Genomic DNA, 20,137 nt, shown 5'->3' on the forward strand with positions numbered 1-20,137 from the left:
ATTTGTGTTCGTGAATTTCAGCACAGAGTGGTCGGGTATCGTGGCGTCGGCACGCCGAAGCGGATGGAGAACACGACGATGCGCAACCAGGGGTGGTTCAGCGCTTTCGCGCTCCTGGTGCTGGTGCCGCTGGTGGGTATCGCCGTCTTCGCGCAGGTGATGGATAACGACCCGTTGGCCGAGGCGCTCGCAGTGATCACCTCCGCCGTCGCGGGCTCGGCAGTGCTGATAGCAGGCATACGTCTCGGTGAGTCGGCGGTCGTCACCCCGCTCGCCGTCGGCCTGCTGTCGACCGCCGTGATCCAGACGATCGACCACTACAGCCCACACGACTCGGTGACGACGCCGGCGCTCGAGGTCGCGGTTCTGTGCGCGCACTCGATCGTCGCGTTCGGCGTGATGCGTTGGCTTCGTGCGCACGGGCTGAGTGATCAGCGGTCCTGGCCGCTTCTGCTGCTGCCCGTGGTATTCGTCCCGCTGGTGTGGGGCGGTTCCATGTTGTGGCTGGGAGCCGGTGTCGCGCATCTGCACGACCCCCGCGTCGCGGCGGTGCTCTGCGTGAGCGTCGACGCGGCGATCCTCGTGACGGTCATGCAGGTCTCTCTGGTGACCGCCCGGCACAACCGGGCTTTCAACTTCATGTGTTACGGGTTCGCCGTGAACGTGGCGGCCGGCGTGGCGCTCGTGATGGGCGCATGGGGTGGGCATCCCATGCCGACCCTGTACCGCTCGCTCGTCGTGATCGCATTGGCGTTGTTCGCCGCCGCGGCCGTGCACCCCGACTTCGCGCGACACGCTCCGCCCGACGCGATGCAGGTGCGTCGTGGCGCGTACCAGGTGGTCGAGATAGCCACGGTCGGCGTGGCAGTCGCCATAGCGCCCGGGTTCGGTGGCGCCCGCGGCGAACTGGGTGCGACGCTGCGGATGTTGGTAGTGGCGGGCCTCGTCGCATTGATACTCACGCGCACCGACCGTGCACTGCGCGACCTCGAGCGCGAGGCCGCCGCCGCGCGGTACGACGGCACACACGATGCCCTCACCGGCCTGCCGAACCGGACCCGGCTCGCCGAGGTCATGGCCGCCGAGAAGAACTCGCGGAGCGTGCTCTATCTCGGTGTCGACGGCCTGCGAACCGTTGCGGACAGTTTCGGCCGCGGGGTCGGCGACCGGGCGCTGGTCGAGGTCGCCCGGAGAGTGCAGCAGGTCGTCGGGTCGCAGGGGAGTACGTACCGTGTCGGCGGCGAGGACTTCGTGATCGTGACGGACATGCGGGCCGCGGTCGCGGCGGCCCTCGGGGAACATCTGGTCACCTCGGTGTCGGAGCCGTTCCGGATCGGCGACGCGCGGATCGCGCTCACCGCGCATGTCGGTGTCGGTCAGGCGAGCGATGGCACGGTCCCCGTCGACGTGGTGCGTGAGGCCGACGCCGCGATGCAGAGCGCGCGTGCCGACGGGGCGCAGCCCGTCGTGGTCTTCGACGAGCGGCTGAGGGCCGAGGCGCTGGACCGGCTCGAGCTGACGGCCGGGCTGCGCGAAGCGGTCGCGAACGGGTCGTTCGAACTGAACTACCAACCGATCGTCTCCAACACCACGGGCCGTGTGGTGGCCTACGAGGCGCTGCTGCGCTGGCACCGCGAAGGCGATGTCGTCAACCCCGAGGAGTTCATGGAGGTCGCCGAGAGCTCGGGGCTGATCGTGGAGATCGGTGACTGGGTGCTGGATGCCGCGCTGTCCGAGATCGGCCGTCACCGGCGGTCGGGTGGTCGATCGGCGGTCTCGGTAAATCTGTCGGCACGGCAGTTGCAGGACCCGGGCCTTGCGGAGCGGGTGGATCGCGCGCTCGCGCGGCACGGCGTGCCTCCGTCGGCGCTGTGGATCGAGCTCACCGAGACCGCGCTCATCGCGGACACCGACAACGCGGCTCGGGTGCTGTCGGACCTGGCCGACCTCGGGGTCCGGGTCAGCCTCGACGACTTCGGCGTCGGATACTCGGCGCTCAACCACCTGAGTCAGTTCCCGATCAGCGTCGTCAAGATCGACAAGTCGTTCGTGCGGGCGCTCGGCGATGACGACGGTTATAAGCGTCAGGTCGTCGTCAGCGCGATCGTGGCGATGTGCCGCAGCCTCGGCATCGAGACGGTCGCCGAGGGCATCGAGGACGCCTCGCTGGCGACCCGCGTGCGCGACCTGGGCTGCACGTACTCGCAGGGCTGGTTCCACGGGCGTCCAGAGCCCTTCACCGCCGCGTTCGCGGGCTGACCCGGTCCGGGCCGGGAGCACTATCGGCCGGACGCGGACAAGGCCTCGGCACGTGGGACCATGTTCGGCATGACCACCGACGTCTCGAACTCCAGGTCCGCACCGCCCGGCGACACCGCTGTGCCGAGCATTGCGGACATCGAGGCGGCACGGGCACGTCTCGACGGCGTGGTAACGACCACCCCGCTGCAGTACGTCGAGCGGCTGTCTGAGCTCACCGGTGCGAAGGTGTACATCAAGCGCGAGGACCTGCAGGTGGTGCGCTCGTACAAGATCCGCGGCGCGTATAACCTGATGGCGCAGCTCGACGACGAGGAGAAGGCCGCGGGGGTGGTCGCCGCGTCGGCCGGTAACCATGCGCAGGGGGTGGCGTTCGCGTGCCGTGCGATGGGCGTCCAGGGCCGCATCTACGTACCCACGACGACGCCGAAGCAGAAGCGGGACCGGATCCGTGCCCACGGCGCAGGCTTCGTCGAGCTGATCGCGACGGGGGAGACCTACGACGCTGCCGCGGCAGCGGCACAGGAGGATGTCGCGCGCACCGGCGCGACATGGGTGCATGCGTTCGACGACGCCCGGACGACGGCGGGCCAGGGAACCATCGCGATGGAGATCGTCGACCAGCTCGGCGGCGCTCCCGACGTCACCGTGGTGCCCGTGGGCGGGGGCGGATGCTTCGCGGGGATCTCCCGCTACCTACGCCACGTGTCCGACGAGGCCGCGCTCGTGGGCGTCGAGCCGGGGGGCGCGCCGTCGATGGTCGAGGCACTCGCGGCGGGCGGGCCGGTGGATCTACGCACCATCGACCCGTTCGTCGACGGCGCCGCGGTCAAGCGGATCGGCAGGATCGGCTACGACGCAGCGGTCGACGCGGGCGCCCGGGTGTGGGACGGCAAACGGCCGTCTCGTGTCGAGCCCGGCATCACTGCGATCGTGGAGGTGGACGAGGGGTCCGTCTGCACCACGATGCTCGACCTCTACCAGAACGAGGGAGTCATCGCGGAGCCGGCGGGAGCGCTCTCGGTCGCCGCGCTCGAGCAGCTGGATCTGGTGCCCGGGTCGACCGTCGTCTGCCTGCTCTCGGGCGGCAACAACGATGTATCGCGCTACAACGAGGTGATCGAGCGATCCCTCGTGCATCAGGGGCTCAAGCACTACTTCCTCGTCGCCTTCCCGCAGGAGCCGGGCGCGCTGCGCCGCTTCCTCGACGAGGTCCTCGGCCCCGACGACGACGTGACGCTGTTCGAGTACGTGAAGCGCAACAACCGGGACACCGGAGAGGCGCTCGTGGGCGTCGAGCTCGGGCATGCCGACGATCTCTCGGCGCTGCTCGACCGGATGGACGACTCGCGACTGCACTGCGAGCGCCTCGAGCCGGGCTCGCCGGCGTACCGCTACCTGACCTGAACGGGCGCTGCCGGCTGCTGATGCGCGGCCACGCGGCGCCGCAGGAATACGGCCTGCGCACCGAGGGCGATGGCGAGGTACAGCATCAGGGTCACGCCCGCGAGTCCTCCCCGCCCGTGGTCGCCGAACGCGAGCGGCACGACGGCGTCGATTGCGATGTGGGCACCGATCGCGATGAGCCACAGGGCGACAGTCGCCGCCGTCCCGCGGCGCATGAGCGTGCCGTCCGGAGTGCGATACACGCGCAGCGATGCCGCACGCGGGTACGCCAGTGCCAGCGCGACGGCGAGGCCGAGTACGGCGGCGCACACCTCTCCGACCGACGGCGCCCCTCCGTGCCCGAGGTATTCGAGGATCTGGACGACGCCTATCGCACCGAGGACGATCGGAAGTTTGAGGAGGTCGTCGCCGATGGGACGGGGCCTCGTCTGTCGGTAGAGGACGAAGCACACGACGGCCAGAGCGACGAGAGCGGTTGTTATCGCGTTCATGCGTTCAGACTCGCCGTGCGCGCGCGATTCCGGATCGACCCGCGGGTGGAGCTCCGGGTGGAGATCAGGCCGCGGCCGCCTCGGCGATGAGTTCGAGGCTGCGAATGCGCTCGGCGCGTCCGGGGATCATCCCCGACACCATGAGCTCGTCGGCCTCGGTCCGCTCGATCAGTTCGGCGAGTTCAGCGCGCACGGTCTCTCGCGATCCGACGATCCACGCGGACGACGACGGTGCCACCGCGGACTCCTGTAGCTCGGTCAGCGGTGCGGCGGCCGCTTCGTCGAAGGTGGGCAGTCGGCCGGGGCTGCCTGTGCGCAGCCGCGCCATCGCCAGCTTGGCGGGCGCGGCGACGCGCCGCGCCTTCTCGTCCGTTTCGGCGGCGACGACGGTGACCGTCAACATCGCGCGCGGCGCATCGAGGGTTCCAGTGAGAGAGGGATCATCCTGCTGTGCAGCGGGTTTGAAGTTCTCGCGATATGTCCGAAGGGCAGGCATCGTCTGCTGCGGCGCAAAGTGCCGGGCGAACGCGAAGGGCAGACCGAGCAGGGCCGCGAGTTGCGCGCTGAACGTCGACGAGCCGAGGAGCCAGACCTCGGGTGTCGCCCCGATGCCGGGCGTCGCAGTGATGGCGGCGTACGGGTGGTCCGCCGGGAATGCGTCGGCGAAGAACGCGCGCAGATGGGCGAGCGCCTGCGGGAAGTCCTCGACCTTCTCCTGCACGTTGCCGCCGCGCAGCGCGTGGGCCGTGAGCTGATCGGTGCCGGGTGCGCGACCGATGCCGAGGTCGACGCGCCCCGGGAACATGGCGTCGAGCGTGCCGAACTGCTCGGCGACGACGAGGGGTTGGTGATTGGGCAGCATGACGCCGCCCGAGCCCACGCGGATCGACTCGGTGGCCGCAGCGATCCGGCCGATGAGAACAGCGGGGGCGGCGCTCGCGATGCCCGGCATCGAGTGATGCTCGGCGACCCAGAACCGGTGGTAGCCGAGCCGCTCGGCGGCCTGGGCCACGGCGACCGTGTCCTCGAGAGCTTCGCCGACGGTGGCGTCGGCCGAGACGGGCGCGAGGTCCAGAACGGAGATTGTGGTCACGGCACCTGCAACGTTGGACACGTATCTGATCTTCCCGTCGCTACGCCCGCCCCGTCGTATCCTCCTCGGGGTCGAGCAGACGGGCAACGACCTGCTTGTACAGGTCGGGCTCCGGCATGGGGAGTCCCAGCATCGCGGCCAGTAGCAGCCCGTCACCGACGAGCCGCACCGTCTCGGCGGTGACAGGGTCCGGTACCTCTGACCGGATCGCGTCGTCCCATTGCCGATTGAGGTGGCAGACCGCGGCGTGCACTTCGTCGTCGCGGCGATCGGCGGTTCGCAGGGCGGCGGCGATGGACGTGAGCATCTGCGCTTCGCGGGCCTCGTCACCCTCGGGCGCAGCGAGATACCAGCGGGCGACGGAGTCCCCGATGTCGGCGTTCCAGCGCTGGCTGAGCCGGTCCACGACGCCGAGGAGCAGCGCGTCCTTCGATTTGAAGTGGTAAAGCAACCCGCCCTTGCTGACTCCGGCCTCGGCTGCCACGGCGTCGAGGGTGAGGGAGGCGGTGCCGGCGCCGAGCAGGATCTGCTCGGTCGCGTCGAGGAGTCGGTCGCGGGTATCGGTGGCCATCATCACCACCGTAGCAGCTGTACCGGCTGGACGGTGCACTGCTACTGTACCGGCTGGACGGTTAAGTAAATCGTCTCTGGCAAGGCTCGGAAGGACTGTGACACGATGACCACCCTCGACTCTCTCCGCAGGACGGCGGCATCTCGCGCCGGATGGCGTGACTGGGGTGCCCTGGTGGTGTTGTCGGCTGCAGTGTTCCTGGTCTCGATGGACGCGACGGTCCTCGACATCGCGGTCCCGCACATGACGCAGGCTCTCGACCCGTCTGCCACGCAGTTGCTGTGGATCGTGGACGTCTACTCGTTCGTCCTCGCGGCGCTGCTCATCACCGCGGGCAACCTCGGCGACCGTATCGGCCGCCGTCGAATCCTGTTGATCGGTGCCGTCGGCTTCGCGGCCGCCTCGTTGATCGCGGGTATGTCGGTATCGCCCGAGATGCTGATCGCGGCGCGTGTCGTCCAGGGCATCGCGGGCGCGACGCTCATGCCGGCGACTCTGGCGCTGATCCGTTCCACGTTCGCAGACGCGACGCAGCGCACGCTCGCGATCGGCGTCTGGTCGGCGATGGCCGCCGGCGGTGCGGCGGCCGGTCCGGTGATCGGCGGCTGGCTGCTCGAGCACTTCTTCTGGGGCTCGGTGTTCGTCGTCAACGTCCCCGTCGCGGCGCTCATCGTCGCGCTCGGCCCCGTACTGGTGCGCGAGAGCCGTGACCCTGCGCCCGGGCGACTCGACCCTGCGTCGGTCGCCCTGAGCGTCCTCGCTCTGCTTCCCCTGATCTACGCGATCAAAGAGACTGCGGCGCACGGCTTCTCGTGGATCGATTCGGTAGCTGCCGTGGCGGGGGTGGTTGCAGGCTTCGCGTTCGTGCGGCGCCAGCGTCAGCTCGCCGTGCCCCTGATCGACGTGGGGCTGTTCGGGCGGCCGGCGTTCACCGTCGCCGTCCTGACGAACCTGATCGCGGTGTTCGCAGTGGCGGGTCTGCTCTACTTCGGATCGCAGTACCTGCAGGTGGTGCACGGCTTCGGCGCGCTGCAGTCCGGGCTGGTCATCCTGCCTGCGATGTTCGCGAACGGCGCGGCCGCGCTGGCCGCGGCGCCGCTGCAGCGCAGGTTCTCGGTGCGAACCGTCCTGCTGGGCGCGCTGTTCCTACAGGTCGCCGGCGCCGTGGCCATGGTCGGTGTGGGCGGTGGCGTCGCAGCGTTCGTCGTGGCAGAGACGCTCATCGGCGTGGGTGCCGGCGCCGTGCTCACCGTGACGTCTGCGCTCGTGTTGTCCGCGGTACCCGAGGACCGGGCGGGGGCGGCGTCGGCCGTGACCGAGACCGCATACGAGGCCGGTCACGCGCTCGGCGTGGCGATCCTCGGATCGGTCGCCACCGCGGTGTTCCGCGCGGGCGTCGACCTGCGTGACCTGCCCGCGGAACTGGCCGAGCGTGCACGAGAGACGATCGGGGCGGCGATGCAAGTCGGTGCGGGGCTCGGTGGCGGTGCCGGTGCACGCGTGATGTCCACGGCGACGGAGTCTTTCGTCAGCGGGATGCACGTTGCCGCCGGGCTGTCCGGCGCCGCCTCGTTGCTGTGTGCCCTGCTCGCGATGCGCCTGCTGAAGAAGTAGCCCGTTCACGGCGTGAGGGCTGCGGCGATCTGGCGGGAGAGGCACGCGTCGAGCGTCGCGCCGGGGTAGAGCGACGGGGCGGAGACGGCGTCCAATGCCAGGCCGTCGACAGTGGCCAGCAACAGCGCGGCGCGCACGTCCGGCTCCGGCAGGCCGTGTGCGCCGAGGATCTCGACGAGCTCGGAGCGGATCCCGCCGAGGATGAGCGACTGCACCTCGGCAAGCTCGGCGGAGTGTGTGGCGCGCGCGGCGAACTCGACCATCACTGCGGCCTCGCGACGCCGGGCGACCGTGGTAGGCAGTAGATGCCGCAGTGCCGCGGACAACCGGTCGTCGACCGGCGCGCCTGCGTCGCGCGCTACCGGGTCGCGATCGATCCGCCGGCGGATGCGCTCTGCCAGACGCTGGAACACGAAGCGGTAAAGCGCGTCTGTCGTGGGGAAATGATGTTGCACGGCGCCGATGGACACACCGGCCTCGTCGGCCACGCCGCGCACGGTCATGCCGGACAGGCCTCTCCGTCCGGCGACCGCGAGTGCCGCGTCGGCGAGGTCGTCCGGTCCGGTACTGCGTCGGGTCACCACCTGGACAACCATACATCCGTATGGAACCATACGGATGTATGGGAACGGGTGCGCGCGCCGTGGTCACCGGGTCCGTCGGCCTGGCGGTTCTGCAGTGGATGCTGTGGGGCGTCGATCCCTCCGTGGGCCGTGACCCGGTGCAGCCCGCGGTCGTCACAGGGCTGATGGCCGCGAACATCGTCCTGACGCTCGCCTCGCCGCGGGCCAAGCGGACCGTCGTCGCCGCGGTGCAGCGATGGACTCTCAATCCCGTTGTACGGCTGCTCTTCCGGATCGGCTTCGTACCCTTCGGATATGCGCTCCTGGAGACCACCGGGCGTGTCACGCAGCGGCCGCGGGTGGTCCCGGTGGGCAACGGACACCGCGGCGGCGTCTTCTGGATCGTCGCCGAGCACGGCGAGCGCGCCGACTACGTGAAGAACCTTCGACGCGACCCGCGCGTGCGTGTCCGCTTCCGCCGCGGCCTGCGTTTCGTGTGGGTATCGGGCGTCGCACAGGTGGTCGCGGGCGACGACCCGCTTGCCCGCCAGCGCCTGCTGTGCGGGTGGCGGCCGCTGCGCTGGCTCAACGCTGTGAACGTACGCGCCCTGAGTGCGGAACCCGTGACCGTGCGCATCGACCTCGTGGACATCACCGTGTGCGGAGGATCGCGAACGAGTGCCCCGGCAAGGTCGTCGAATTCCCGGACGTCTCCGGCTCGTCCCACCACAGCACCGGATCGCCGCCGATCGGGATCCGCGCCCCGTCCGGGGTGAAGGTGACCAGCAGCGTGAAATCGCCACGGTGCACGGCGAACCACGACTCGTCGTCCGGGTATTCGGTCGTCAGCATCCGCAGGTCGCCGTCGAGGATGCCGGGCCGGCCCTCCCGGAACGCCAGTAGATCTCGGTACGCGGCGAGCACGCGCGCATGAGGCTGCCTTTCCCGCTGCGACCAGTCCAGCTTGGACGCTTCGAATGTGACGGGGTCCTGTGGGTCGGGCACGTCCCCGGGCGGCCACCCGTGCTGGACGAACTCCGCGACCCGGCCCTCCGCGGTCCGCCGCGCCAGCTCCGGCTCGGGATGGCTGGTGAAGAACTGGAACGGTGTGGTGGCGCCCCACTCCTCGCCCATGAACAACATCGGCGTGAAGGGGGAGAACAACACCAGAGCCGCCTTGACGACCAGCTGGCCGGGCGTCAGATATGCGGCCGGGCGATCGCCGGTGGCGCGGTTGCCGATCTGGTCGTGCGTGCACGTGTAGGCGAGCAGTCGCCCGCCGTCGACGATGTCCCGATCCAACGGGCGCCCATGGCGTCTGCGCCGGAAAGACGAGTACGTTCCGGCGTGGAAGAAGCCTTCCCGCAACACCTTCGACAGGCATTCGGCGCTGCCGAAGTCGGCGTAGTAGCCCTGCCGCTCGCCCGATACGATGGCGTGGATCGCGTGGTGGACGTCGTCGTCCCACTGCGCGGCCAAGCCGTACCCACCGCGGTCGCGCGGCGTGACGAGGCGCGGATCGTTCAGGTCGGACTCGGCGACCAGGGCGAGTGGCCGACCGAGGTCGGTCGCCAGCGCCTCCGTCCGGGTGGCCAGCTCCTCGAGCAGGTGGACGGCCGTGGTATCGGCCAGGGCGTGTACGGCGTCGAGGCGCAGCCCGTCGGCGCCGAAGTCGCGCATCCACCGCAACGCGCTTTCGATGACGAACTCCCGGACCTCGTCGCTGTCGGGTCCCGCGATGTTGATCGTGCGACCCCAGGTGTTGGTTCCGTCGGTCTCGTAGGGACCGAATCGGCCCAGGTAGTTTCCGGACGGACCGAGGTGGTTGTAGACGGCATCGATGAGTACGCCGAGGCCGCGCTCGTGTGCGGCGGCGATCAGCCGCAGCAGCGCGTCAGGGCCCCCGTAGGGCTCGTGCACCGCATACCAGCCGACCCCGTCGTAGCCCCAGTTGTGCACTCCGTTCACGGCGTTCACCGGCATCAGCTCGACGAAGCCGACCCCGAGGGCCGCGAGATGGTCGAGTCGCTCGATCGCCGCGTCGAACGTCCCATCGGGCGTGAACGTGCCGACGTGCAACTCATACACCACCGAATGGTGCAGCTCACGGCCCGCCCACCGCGGCGGCGCGACGGGAGCCGACCAGACCTGTGAAGGGGAGTGCACGCCGTCCGGTTGCCGTGGCGACCGCGGGTCCGGCAGTACGGTCTCCTCACCGTCGAGAATGAAGCCGTAGCGCGCCCCCGGGGCGGCCTCCGCCACGACGGCCCACCAGCCGCCGCCCGCGGGTGCCATCGGATGCTCGGTGCCGTCCACCCACAGAACCACTGACGACGGCCGTGGGGCCCACACCTCGAATGTCCTCTGCGCCATCAGGAGCCCACCCTATCGGCAACGGTGCTCGGTGCCGTTCGCGGCGCTAGTGCAACTCCTCCCACGCCGCCACACGCGCACGATGCAGGTCCAGCGCCGCGAGCACGTCCTCGACCCCGGTGTGAGTACCGCCGTCGACCCGACCGGCCAGCGCGAACCGGCGGTCTGCCAGGCGCTCGAAGCGCCACTCGTCGTCCAGCGGCTCTCGCGCGATGACGGTGGTCAGATGCGCCGTCGCGGGGATCCCGGCGCATAGGTCCCCGCGGTCGCACTCGATCTCCGCGAAGATGCGCGGGCCGAGCCGCGCGTACACCGTTTCGGTGACGGGCACAGACGCGAGCACCGCAACGTCACCCTGGAGCACGAGCCGATCGAAGACCTCGCCGGCCAGCGCCCACGCATCAGCGAGGGACGCGAACTCCAGCAGCAGATGCGCCGCCTCATGCGGATCGGTGACGCAGCCCAACAAGGACCGCCGACCGTCGCGTTGCCCGCGCAGCTCTATCGCTGTGTGGCCGCCTGCCCGGACCGCGTGCGCGGTGAACGTGGCGGAGCCGACCCGCATCTGCAGGGTGCCGCCCGGCACGACGACGGGATCGAGCGCGTGATCGCGCAGCACATCGGCGACGGTGTGTAGCGGGGTGCGGTGGAGCCCTGCGCACGCGCGGGATGCCGGGTCGAGCACGGGGCGGCCGGCGCGGTCGCCCCCGGTGGTGGCCGAGGTCGCTTTCGTATTCATGAGGTCAAGTGTGCGACCTACCCCTGACAAGTTTCCGTATCAGCAGGTCAGGAGTGCGATCGGACGTTCGAAGAAGATCTCCGAGGCCGCAGCCGCACCCGTGTACGTGCGCCCCGACAACGTGTCGGTCCACGTCCCGTCCGGTAGCTCGACGATCGTGTCGCGCCAGCCGCCGTCCACCGCCAGATGTAGCGACCAGCGGGTGGCCAGCGCGACCACGTCCGGCGCCGACCCCGCGGGCGCGCGGCCGAATCCCAGCACGTGTCCGGACCCTGCGCCGTGAGCGCGCACTGGGACGTAGTCCCCACCGACGAACGACGCGGGCCGCTCACGCCGCAGCCGAAGCGCGCTGCGCACGAGCTCGAACTTCGGATGTCCCTCGCGCGGCGACCGGAAGTCCACCGGCCTCCGGTTGTCGGGGTCTACCAGGGAGTCCTCCCAGAGCTCGGTGCCCTGGTAGACGTCCGGAACACCGGGACCGGCCAGTTGCATCAGCTTCTGGCCCAGTGAGTCGGATCGCGCATGTGGGTCGAGCGCGGCCACGAACGCGGTCACCGATGGGGTGAGCCGATCGAACACGCCGTCCAGGAAGTCGTGCGCGGCCGCCTCGAAGGCCTCGTCGGGGGCGTTCCACGACGTGCCCAGCGAACCCTCGCGCATCGCCTTCTCGGCATACGCGTGCACCCGCCCGCGCAGCTCGTCTGTCACCACGCCGTCCACCGGCCACACGCCGATCACGGCCTGCCACAACAGCAGGCCGGTCACGGGCTCGGGCGGCGGTGTGTCGGAGAGCGCCTCGTGCCACGAGTCCAGCGCCGCGGCCCACTCGCCCGGGCATTGCGACAGCACCGATATCCGCGCCCGCACGTCCTCGCCGCGTTTGGTGTCGTGGGTCGAGAGGGTCGTCATCGCGGCGGGCAGGTCGCGCGCCCGCGCCACGAACGCCTCATGGGGATCGGACGGGCCGAACGTGCCGGGTTCGCCGCCCACCTCCTGCAGCGAGGTCAGGCGTGCCGTGCGGTAGAACACGGTGTCCTCGACCGACTTCGCCGTCACGGCGCCGCACAGCTGCGCGAAGCGGGCGTTCGCCTCGCCCGCTCGCCGACGCGCGGCGGCCAGCGTCGTGAACGCCGGGCCGGGCACGGCGCGGCCGGCGAGGTACTCGATCGCGGAGGCCTGCTCGCGCAGCACCGGGTAATCGTCCCGGTAGTAGGGCACGCGCGAGACCCACTGCGTCGCAGCGTCGGCGACGCCGTCCGCCGACACACCCGTCGCCGCCGCCTCGGCGAGCGCCGCCCGCGACAACCGCCCGAGTTCAGCGGGGAAGAGATCGCGGGCCACGCTGCACTTGACCTCCTGCACCTGCTCCCCGAGCCACGCGGCGTCGCCCGTGGATCCGGTCGTCCGCAGGTGCAGACGCGTGAGCGGTTCCTCGCCTGCGGGGTCGACGAAGGCGTGCCCGAGCTCGCGTAGCGCGTCGTAGCCCGTGGTACCCGCGACGGGCAGCGTCGGGTCGAGGTGTTCACCCGGCTCCAGTATCTTCTCGACGACGATCCAGGCGTCGCCGCCGCAGAGTTCGCGGAGCCGGCGCAGGTAACCTCCGGGATCCGTCAGCCCATCGGGGTGGTCCACCCGTAGGCCGTCGACGAGCCCGTCCGAGAACCACGAGCCGATCTCGGCGTGCGTCGCAGCGAACACCGCCGGGTCCTCCTGCCGCAGCGCGGCGAGCGAGTCGACGGCGAAGAATCGGCGGTAGGTGCGCACCGGCGAGTCCCAGCGAACGAGCCGATACTGCTGTGCGGCAGCTATTTCCGCGTCTGGAAGCGACCACGTGGTGGGGGCCAGTGGGAAGCGGTGTTCGTAATACGCCAGCTCGGGTTCGGGGCCGCTCCGATCCACCGTGACGGCTCCGTCGGAGCCCAGCACGGGCACCGCGAGGAGGCCGCCGCACCCGTTGTCGGGGGACCAGTCGATATCGAAGAACGAGGCCCAGGCCGACGAGGGGCCGTAGCGCAGTACATCCCACCACCACGCGTTCTCGCGCGGCGCGCCCACGCCCATATGGTTCGGCACGATATCGACGACGAGGCCGAGCCCCGCTGTGTGCGCGGCCCCGGCGAGTGACTCGAGCCCCGCGCGTCCGCCGAGTTCGGCGGACACAGTCGTGGGATCGGTGACGTCATAGCCGTGCGTCGACCCGAGCACGGGCGTCAGGATCGGCGAGAGGTACAGATGCGTCACGCCGAGGTCGGCGAGGTACGGAACCAGTGCCTCGGCGGCGGCGAACCCGAAGTCGGGCGTGAGCTGTAGGCGGTAGGTCGCCCCGACGGGCCGCGTCGTCACGCGTCCTCCGCGGCGACGTGCACGAGTACGAGTAGTGACCGCGCCCCCACCGTGACACGCTCCCCGGCGACCACATCGGTCTCCGATTCGCCCGCGGGGTGCGTCGTGTCGAGCACGCCGCGCCAGCGCTGGGAGTCGAAGCGGGTGGGCAGGGTGAACTCGATGTCCTCGTAGTGGGCGTTGAAGCACAGCAGGAACGAGTCGTCCACGACCCGCTCACCGCGGGCATCGGGCTCCTCGATGCCGTTGCCGTTCAGGAACACCGCGAGGGATCTGCCGAACCCCGAGCCCCAGTCGGCCTCGGTCATCTCGTCGCCGCCCGGGGTGAGCCACGCGATGTCGCGCAGTTGCTCGCCGCTGCGGATCGGCAGCCCGCGGAAGAAGCGGCGGCGCCGGAACACGGGGTGCAGGGCCCGCAGTCGCACCGCCCTGCGGGTGAAGTCGACCAACTCGGCATTCGACTCGGCGAGTGACCAGTCGATCCAGGTCAGCTCGTTGTCCTGGCAGTACGCGTTGTTGTTACCGCGCTGGGTGCGTCCGAGCTCGTCGCCGTGCGCGATCATGGGCGTGCCCTGCGACAGCAGCAGGGTCGCCATGATGTTGCGCCGCTGGCGCGCCCGCAGCGCGAGGATCTCGGGATCGTCGGTCTCACCCTCGACACCGCAGTTCCACGACCGGTTGTGCGATTCGCCGTCGCGATTCTCCTCGCCGTTGGCCTCGTTGTGCTTGTCGTTGTACGAGACCAGGTCGCCGAGGGTGAAGCCGTCGTGGGCCGTGACGAAGTTGATAGACGCGCCCGGGCGGCGGCCCGTGTTCTCGTACAGGTCCGAACTCCCGGTGAGGCGCGATGCGAACTCGCCCAGCGTCGCCGGTTCTCCGCGCCAGTAGTCGCGGACGGTATCGCGGAACTTCCCGTTCCACTCGGTCCACAGCGGCGGGAAGTTGCCCACCTGGTAGCCGCCCTCACCCACGTCCCAGGGTTCCGCGATGAGTTTCACCTGCGATACCACAGGGTCCTGTTGGACCAGGTCGAAGAATGCGGACAGGCGGTCCACGTCGTGCAGTTCGCGGGCCAGCGTGGACGCGAGGTCGAAGCGGAACCCGTCCACGTGCATCTCGGTCACCCAGTAGCGCAGCGAGTCCATGATCAGCTGCAGCGTGTGCGGATTGCGGACGTTGAGGCTGTTGCCCGTGCCGGTGTAGTCCATGTAGTGCTCGGCGTCGCCGTCCACCAGGCGGTAGTACGCCGCGTTGTCGATTCCGCGGAAGCCGATGGTCGGCCCGTGGTGGTTGCCCTCGGCGGTGTGGTTGTAGACGACGTCGAGGATCACCTCGAGGCCGGCCTCGTGGTAGTCGCGCACCATCGCCTTGAACTCGGTGACCGCGTCCGGGGTCGACGCGTACTCGTGGTGCGGTGCCAGGAATCCGAAGCTGTTGTAGCCCCAGTAGTTTCGCAATCCCTTGTCCAGCAGCGTCTGGTCCTGCATGAACTGGTGCACCGGCATCAGCTCGATCGCGGTCACCCCCAGATCCTTGAGGTGCGTGATTATCTCGGGGTGCGCGAGGCCCGCGTACGTCCCGCGCAGCGACTCCGGAATCCCCGGGTGCCGCATCGTCATGCCCTTGACGTGCGCCTCGTAGATGACGGTCTCGTGGTACGGCCGGCGCGGTGCGCGATCGTGCCGCCAGTCGAAGTAGGGGTTTATGACGACGGACGTCATCGTGTGCCCGAACGAGTCGCGCTCGGGCTCCTCGGAGTAGCTGAACAGCGACGGGTTCCCGTCGAACTCTCCGGTGAACGCCTTGGCGTACGGGTCGAACAGCAGCTTCGTCGGGTCGCAGCGCAGCCCGGACCCCGGATCGTACGGCCCGTGCACGCGGAACCCGTAACGCTGTCCGGGAGCGACCGCGGGAAGGTACGCGTGCCAGACGTGGCCGTCGACCTCGGTGAGCTCGACACGCGTCTCGCGATCGTCGTCGTCCAACAGACACAACTCGACTCGCTCTGCCACCTCGGAGAACAGAGCGAAATTGGTGCCGCCGCCGTCGTACGCGGCGCCGAGCGGATAGTGGGCTCCGGGCCAGACCTCCAGAGGTGGCGGGACCGGAGCGGGGCTGGGCGCCTGATCGGCGGTCGGGGAGGTCACCTCGTCACCCTAGTGGCGATTACCCTGACCCGTCGTGATGAGCCGTATGACCTCCGAGACGGTGTCCGCGCTGGACGCCGCCACGCTCTGGCATCCCTACGCACCCGCGCTCGCGGACGCGCCGGGCGCGGTCCCGCCGCTCGTGGTGGAGTCCGCCGAGGGGGTGCGCCTGCGGCTCGGGGACGGCCGTGAGCTGGTGGACGGCATGAGCTCGTGGTGGGCCGCGATCCACGGCTACCGGCACCCCGCGCTCGATCGTGCCGCGCGTGACCAGCTGGGGCGGATGGCACACGTGATGTTCGGTGGGCTCACGCACGAGCCCGCGGCGCGGCTGGGGCAGTTGCTCGTCGACGTCACGCCCGGCGGGCTGGACCGCGTGTTCCTGTGCGACTCGGGCTCCGTATCGGTCGAGATCGCCGTGAAGACCGCGCTGCAGTACTGGCGGGCACGCGGCGTGGCGGGTCGTCACCGGCTGCTCACGTGGCGCGGCGGATACCACGGCGATACGTTCACGCCGATGAGCGTCTGCGACCCCGAGGGAGGGATGCACGCGCTCTGGACCGACGTCCTGTCGGAGCAGGTGTTCGCGCCGCCGCCGCCGGCCGAGTACGACGCGGAGTACGTCGCGGGGCTGGAGCGGCTGGTCGCCGAGCACAGTGACGAACTCGCGGCCGTCATCGTGGAGCCGATCGTCCAGGGCGCCGGCGGTATGCGATTCCACCCGCCCGCGCTCGTGGCCGATCTGCGGCGTATCTGCGCCGCCCACGGGGTCCTGCTGATCTGCGACGAGATCGCCACCGGGTTCGGGCGTACCGGAACCCTGTTCGCCTGCGACGCCGCCGGCGTCACCCCCGACATCATGTGCGTCGGCAAGGCGTTGACCGGCGGGTACGTCACGCTCGCCGCGGTCCTGTGCACCGACGAGGTCGCGGCCACCATCTCGCGCTCGCCGCAGGGCGCGCTCATGCACGGTCCGACGTTCATGGGCAACCCGCTCGCGTGCGCGATCGCCGTAGCCTCGATCGAGGAACTGCTGCGCCGCGACTGGGCGGGTGAGGTGGCCGCGGTCGAGGCCGGGCTGGAGTCGGCCCTGCGTCCGCTGTCCGCCCTCGACGGCGTCTCCGATGTCCGTGTGCGGGGGGCGATCGGCGTGGTGCAGTTGGAGCGGCCGGTCGACATGCGGTCGGCCACCGATGCCGCGGTCGACGCGGGCGTCTGGCTGCGGCCGTTCCGCGACCTCGTGTACACCATGCCGCCGTATCTCTGCACGGCCGACGACGTGGCCGCGGTCGGCGCCGGGGTTGGTGCGGCCGTGCGCGCCGCTCTACAGTGAGCCCATGAACGGTGTTCAACTCGATGGTGCGACATTCGCGGAGCCCGTCGCGCGAACCGGGGCGGCCCTCGACTGGCTCGACGGCCACGCCGAGGACCGCCGCGCGGCCGGCCTGCGCCGCGGGCTGCGTGTCCGGCCCGCGGCCGTCGCCGGGATCGATCTCGCATCCAACGACTACCTCGGCCTGAGCCGGGACGCGCGCGTGACCGCGGCCGCGGTCGAGGCGCTGCAGCTGTGGGGCGCCGGATCCACCGGATCCCGTCTGGTCACTGGAACCACCGAACTCCACGAGGAGTTCGAGGCCAGGCTGGCGGCGTTCATGGGACAGCAGTCCGCGCTGTGCTTCAGTTCCGGATACCTCGCCAACCTCGGTGCAGTGACGGCGCTCGCCGGCAGGGGCACGCTCGTCGTGTCCGACGGAGGCTCGCACGCGTCGCTCGTCGACGCCTGCCGCCTGTCGCGGGCGCGCGTCGTCGTCACGCCCCGGGGCGACGCGACCGCGGTGGCGACCGCGCTCGCGGATCGCACCGAGACCCGGGCCCTCGTCGTCACCGACTCGGTGTACAGCGCCGACGGCGCCCTGGCGCCCGTCACCGAGCTCTATGCCACCGCGCGAATGTACGGCGCGGTCCTGTTGGTCGACGAGGCGCACGGCCTGGGTGTGCGTGGCGCGGGCGGGCGCGGGCTCGTGCACGAGCTGGGTCTGGCCGCGGCCGAGGACCTCGTGGTCACGGCCACCATGTCGAAGGCGCTCGGCTCGCAGGGCGGCGTCGTGCTCGGCGCCGAGCGCGTGCGGGACCACCTGATCGATACCGCCCGGGCGTTCATCTTCGATACCGGGCTCGCGCCCGCGTCGGTCGCGGCGGCGGGCGCCGCTCTGACGGTCCTCGAGTCGGAGCCGGGGCTGGCTGCACACGTGCTGGCGCGGGCGGGCCGGATCGCGCACGGGATCGGCGCCCCGGCACCGTCGTCGGCGGTCGTGTCGCTGGTGTTGGGCGACCCGGCGTTCGCAGTCGCGGCGGCCGCGCGGTGCGCGGACCGGGGCGTGCGGGTCGGGTGTTTCCGGCCTCCGTCGGTCCCCGAGGGGACGTCGCGGCTGCGGATCACCGCCCGCGCCGACCTGACGGACGCCGACACGGAGCGCGCCATCGCCGTCGTCCGCGAGTCGGCGTGACCATCGTCTGCGTCACCGGTACGTCCACAGGCGTCGGCAAGACGATCGCGTGCGCAGCGATCGCGGCCGCGGCGCAGGCCGAGGGGATCGACGTCGCAGTCGTGAAGCCCGCGCAGACCGGCTTCGGCCCTGGTGCGCGGTTCGATGCCGACGGTGCGCGCGCAGACGCCGACGAGGTCCGCCGTCTCAGCTCGGGAGTACGTGTCGTCGAGGGTGCGCGGTACCCCGACCCGCTCGCGCCGCTCACGGCTGCCCGACGCGCGGGACTCGAGCCGCTGAGTCGTGTGGACGCCGCCGCGCTGGTGCGGCGGGATGCGAAGGCGCTCACGCTGGTCGAGGGTGCGGGCGGTGTGCTGGTCCGCCTAGGCGCCGATTCCGATGGAACGGTGTTCAATCTCGTGGACCTGGCGCGGGATCTGGGTGCACCCGTCGTTGTTGTGGCGGACCCGGCGCTGGGCACGCTCAATCACACCGAGCTCACGGTCGCGGCGCTGCGCGGTGCGGATGTGAGGTGCTCCGGCATCGTGCTCGGTCGCTGGCCCGACCAGCCCGGCCTCGCCGAGCGGTGCAACAGGGAGGAGCTGGCAGAGGTCACGGGGGTACCCCTGGTGGGCGCCGTGCCCGATGGCGCCTCGGCGCTCGCACCGGAGCGGTTCCGCGCCGATGCCCCCGGCTGGTTCGCCGGGGGCTGGGTCGCGGGTCTTGCTGCGGGATCTATCGGCTAGCGGAGCGCAGCCTGCAGGTCCAGCCGCTGCCACCCGCCCGCCGTGCCGGTCAGATCGAGCGGATAGCCGGCCGGGATCGCCGTGCGGGAGAGGATCGTCCGCAGCTGCGCATCGGTGGCGCCGGGATGCGCAGCCCGGATCAGCTCGACCGCGTGGCTGGGCACGGTCTCGGGACGGTCGGCCCCGCTGCGCGCGAAGCCCCATGTCAGGTCGGACCGGTAGTCCGCGGCGGAGCGGTAGTTCTGCTGGCAGCGCACAGCGGTCGCGATGGGTGCCCCGACGCGTGCCGCAAGGACACCGCGCAGTTCCTCCCGGGCGCCGCGGACCAGGGCGGCGAATCCCGGGTCTGCGAGCGCGTCCGCAACCGCGGCCTGCGCGAGGATGCGCCCGCCGATCACGTCGAGCGGATAGTGGACGCCGAGTACCACGCGGTGCCGGCCGTAGTCGGCTGCGCGCCCCAGGACCTGCGGACCGACCTCGGGCAGCAGCGCGGCGATGACCATCGCCTCCGAATAGCCCCATGCCGTGTGGCCCGACGGGTACGAACCCGAGCCGCGGACGTCCTCGTAGAGATCGGGCCGGCCGTCCCCGTAGTGCTTGATCCTCGCCGGCGTGACCTCGAACGGTCGCTTGTAGGCGAAGTGCTTCTTGGCCGCCGACGTGCTGACCCGCTCGCCGAGCAGGGACTCCTCGCCGATCAACAGGGCACTGGTCTTAGGCAGCTCACCCGCCTTCTGTGCGGCTTGGAAGGCGGGGTAGAGGCGTGAGCCGATAGCGTCGAAGATCACCGAGGTGCCGATGTCGTAGTTGTCGTTCACCGCGGCCGTCTGGTCGGCCTTGGTGGCGGTGTTGTTGACCCGGATCGCGGTGGCCAGGTTCTGGTCTTCGACCGCCTGCGACAGCGAGGAGAAGCCCGAGAGTTGTGCGACGTAGTCGCCGGACGCGGGCGACGAGGTCGCCGCCGAGCCGTACGGTGCGGACTCAGGCGCAGCCGTCGGGCTGAAGCTACAGGCCGCGGTCGGGGCGGCGCCGGCCAGCGGGACGTGCGTCGTGGTGGCCGTCGCTAGCGCGGTGGCTGCGACGACGCCTGTGAGAATCCTCCGGATTGCGGCATTCATGGCGAGAAGTCTTGTGTGAGAACCAGTAGGCGACAAGGAAACTCTGCACGTCGATTCGGTGAACGGTGCGCACTCGTGTCCCTACGCGCCTCTCGAACGTCGTTCGAAAAAGGGAGTCATTGAACGGTGTACAATTCTCCGCTAGTGCCCGCCGTGTCGGTGGGTGAACACATAACAGCCCGGCCGA

15 protein-coding genes and 1 pseudogene are annotated in these 20,137 nt (G+C 70.4%); 7 read left to right on the forward strand and 9 right to left on the reverse strand.

All coding sequences use genetic code 11. The features are described 5' to 3' along the window. Positions 1-63 precede the first annotated feature (63 nt). Positions 64-2,259 (forward strand): bifunctional diguanylate cyclase/phosphodiesterase, encoded by a 2,196-nt coding sequence (locus tag P0W64_RS01080; protein ID WP_275478189.1) that lies wholly within the window; start codon positions 64-66, stop codon positions 2,257-2,259. A gap of 69 nt (positions 2,260-2,328) precedes the next feature. Beyond that, positions 2,329-3,666 (forward strand): threonine ammonia-lyase IlvA, encoded by a 1,338-nt coding sequence (gene ilvA, locus P0W64_RS01085; RefSeq protein WP_275478190.1) that lies wholly within the window; start codon positions 2,329-2,331, stop codon positions 3,664-3,666. On the opposite strand, the gene P0W64_RS01090 is transcribed toward ilvA, so the two are convergent. The 3 genes from P0W64_RS01090 to P0W64_RS01100 all read right to left on the reverse strand — a co-directional run bounded on the left by P0W64_RS01090 (position 3,654) and on the right by P0W64_RS01100 (position 5,821). After that, positions 3,654-4,157, reverse strand: a complete 504-nt coding sequence (locus P0W64_RS01090) for a hypothetical protein (protein WP_275478191.1) — start codon at positions 4,155-4,157, stop codon at positions 3,654-3,656. The genes ilvA and P0W64_RS01090 overlap by 13 nt on opposite strands. A gap of 64 nt (positions 4,158-4,221) precedes the next feature. Beyond that, positions 4,222-5,250, reverse strand: a complete 1,029-nt coding sequence (locus P0W64_RS01095; protein WP_275478192.1) for an LLM class flavin-dependent oxidoreductase — start codon at positions 5,248-5,250, stop codon at positions 4,222-4,224. Between the two features lie 40 nt (positions 5,251-5,290). Beyond that, the gene (locus P0W64_RS01100; protein WP_275478193.1) at positions 5,291-5,821 is read right to left on the reverse strand and encodes a TetR/AcrR family transcriptional regulator; all 531 of its coding nucleotides are present in this window, start codon (positions 5,819-5,821) and stop codon (positions 5,291-5,293) included. Between the two features lie 105 nt (positions 5,822-5,926). On the opposite strand from P0W64_RS01100, the gene P0W64_RS01105 reads away from it, so the two are divergent. Then, entirely contained in the window at positions 5,927-7,435 is a 1,509-nt protein-coding gene (locus tag P0W64_RS01105; protein ID WP_275478194.1) for an MFS transporter, read from the forward strand. A 5-nt stretch (positions 7,436-7,440) separates the two neighbouring features. On the opposite strand, the gene P0W64_RS01110 is transcribed toward P0W64_RS01105, so the two are convergent. Further along, entirely contained in the window at positions 7,441-8,019 is a 579-nt protein-coding gene (locus P0W64_RS01110) for a TetR family transcriptional regulator C-terminal domain-containing protein (RefSeq protein ID WP_275478195.1), read from the reverse strand. Between the two features lie 164 nt (positions 8,020-8,183). On the opposite strand from P0W64_RS01110, the pseudogene P0W64_RS01115 reads away from it, so the two are divergent. Next, positions 8,184-8,537: pseudogene (locus P0W64_RS01115) on the forward strand (nitroreductase/quinone reductase family protein); the annotation flags it as partial. A gap of 112 nt (positions 8,538-8,649) precedes the next feature. Here P0W64_RS01115 and treZ read toward each other — a convergent pair. Genes treZ through glgX form a run of 4 tightly spaced genes read right to left on the reverse strand, consistent with a single transcriptional unit; the run spans position 8,650 to position 15,546 of the window. Further along, positions 8,650-10,371 carry a malto-oligosyltrehalose trehalohydrolase gene (gene treZ, locus P0W64_RS01120; protein ID WP_275478196.1) on the reverse strand — a complete coding sequence of 574 codons (1,722 nt, stop codon included), beginning with the start codon at positions 10,369-10,371 and terminating at the stop codon, positions 8,650-8,652. 46 nt (positions 10,372-10,417) lie between these two features. After that, on the reverse strand, positions 10,418-11,110 hold the full coding sequence (locus P0W64_RS01125; protein ID WP_275478197.1) for a hypothetical protein: 693 nt from the start codon (positions 11,108-11,110) through the stop codon (positions 10,418-10,420). A 39-nt stretch (positions 11,111-11,149) separates the two neighbouring features. Next, on the reverse strand, positions 11,150-13,453 hold the full coding sequence (gene treY / locus P0W64_RS01130) for a malto-oligosyltrehalose synthase (RefSeq protein ID WP_275478198.1): 2,304 nt from the start codon (positions 13,451-13,453) through the stop codon (positions 11,150-11,152). Further along, on the reverse strand, positions 13,450-15,546 hold the full coding sequence (gene glgX / locus P0W64_RS01135; protein ID WP_275478275.1) for a glycogen debranching protein GlgX: 2,097 nt from the start codon (positions 15,544-15,546) through the stop codon (positions 13,450-13,452). Before glgX ends, treY begins: the two co-directional genes overlap by 4 nt. Positions 15,547-15,637: 91 nt before the next feature. Here glgX and P0W64_RS01140 point away from each other — a divergent pair, with 91 nt between their 5' ends. Genes P0W64_RS01140 through bioD form a run of 3 tightly spaced genes read left to right on the forward strand, consistent with a single transcriptional unit; the run spans position 15,638 to position 18,832 of the window. Next, entirely contained in the window at positions 15,638-16,933 is a 1,296-nt protein-coding gene (locus tag P0W64_RS01140; protein ID WP_275478276.1) for an adenosylmethionine--8-amino-7-oxononanoate transaminase, read from the forward strand. A 4-nt stretch (positions 16,934-16,937) separates the two neighbouring features. Then, positions 16,938-18,107 carry an 8-amino-7-oxononanoate synthase gene (locus P0W64_RS01145; protein WP_275478199.1) on the forward strand — a complete coding sequence of 390 codons (1,170 nt, stop codon included), beginning with the start codon at positions 16,938-16,940 and terminating at the stop codon, positions 18,105-18,107. Continuing rightward, positions 18,104-18,832, forward strand: a complete 729-nt coding sequence (gene bioD, locus P0W64_RS01150) for a dethiobiotin synthase (RefSeq protein ID WP_275478200.1) — start codon at positions 18,104-18,106, stop codon at positions 18,830-18,832. Before P0W64_RS01145 ends, bioD begins: the two co-directional genes overlap by 4 nt. Here the strand turns inward: bioD and P0W64_RS01155 are convergent. Beyond that, positions 18,829-19,950: a phosphatase PAP2 family protein gene (locus tag P0W64_RS01155; RefSeq protein ID WP_275478201.1), complete on the reverse strand. Its 1,122-nt coding sequence runs from the start codon at positions 19,948-19,950 to the stop codon at positions 18,829-18,831. The two genes, bioD and P0W64_RS01155, sit on opposite strands and share 4 nt — an antisense overlap. Positions 19,951-20,137 lie beyond the last annotated feature (187 nt).

It is taken from the genome of Tsukamurella sp. 8F (assembly GCF_029167375.1).
GTDB lineage: Bacteria > Actinomycetota > Actinomycetes > Mycobacteriales > Mycobacteriaceae > Tsukamurella.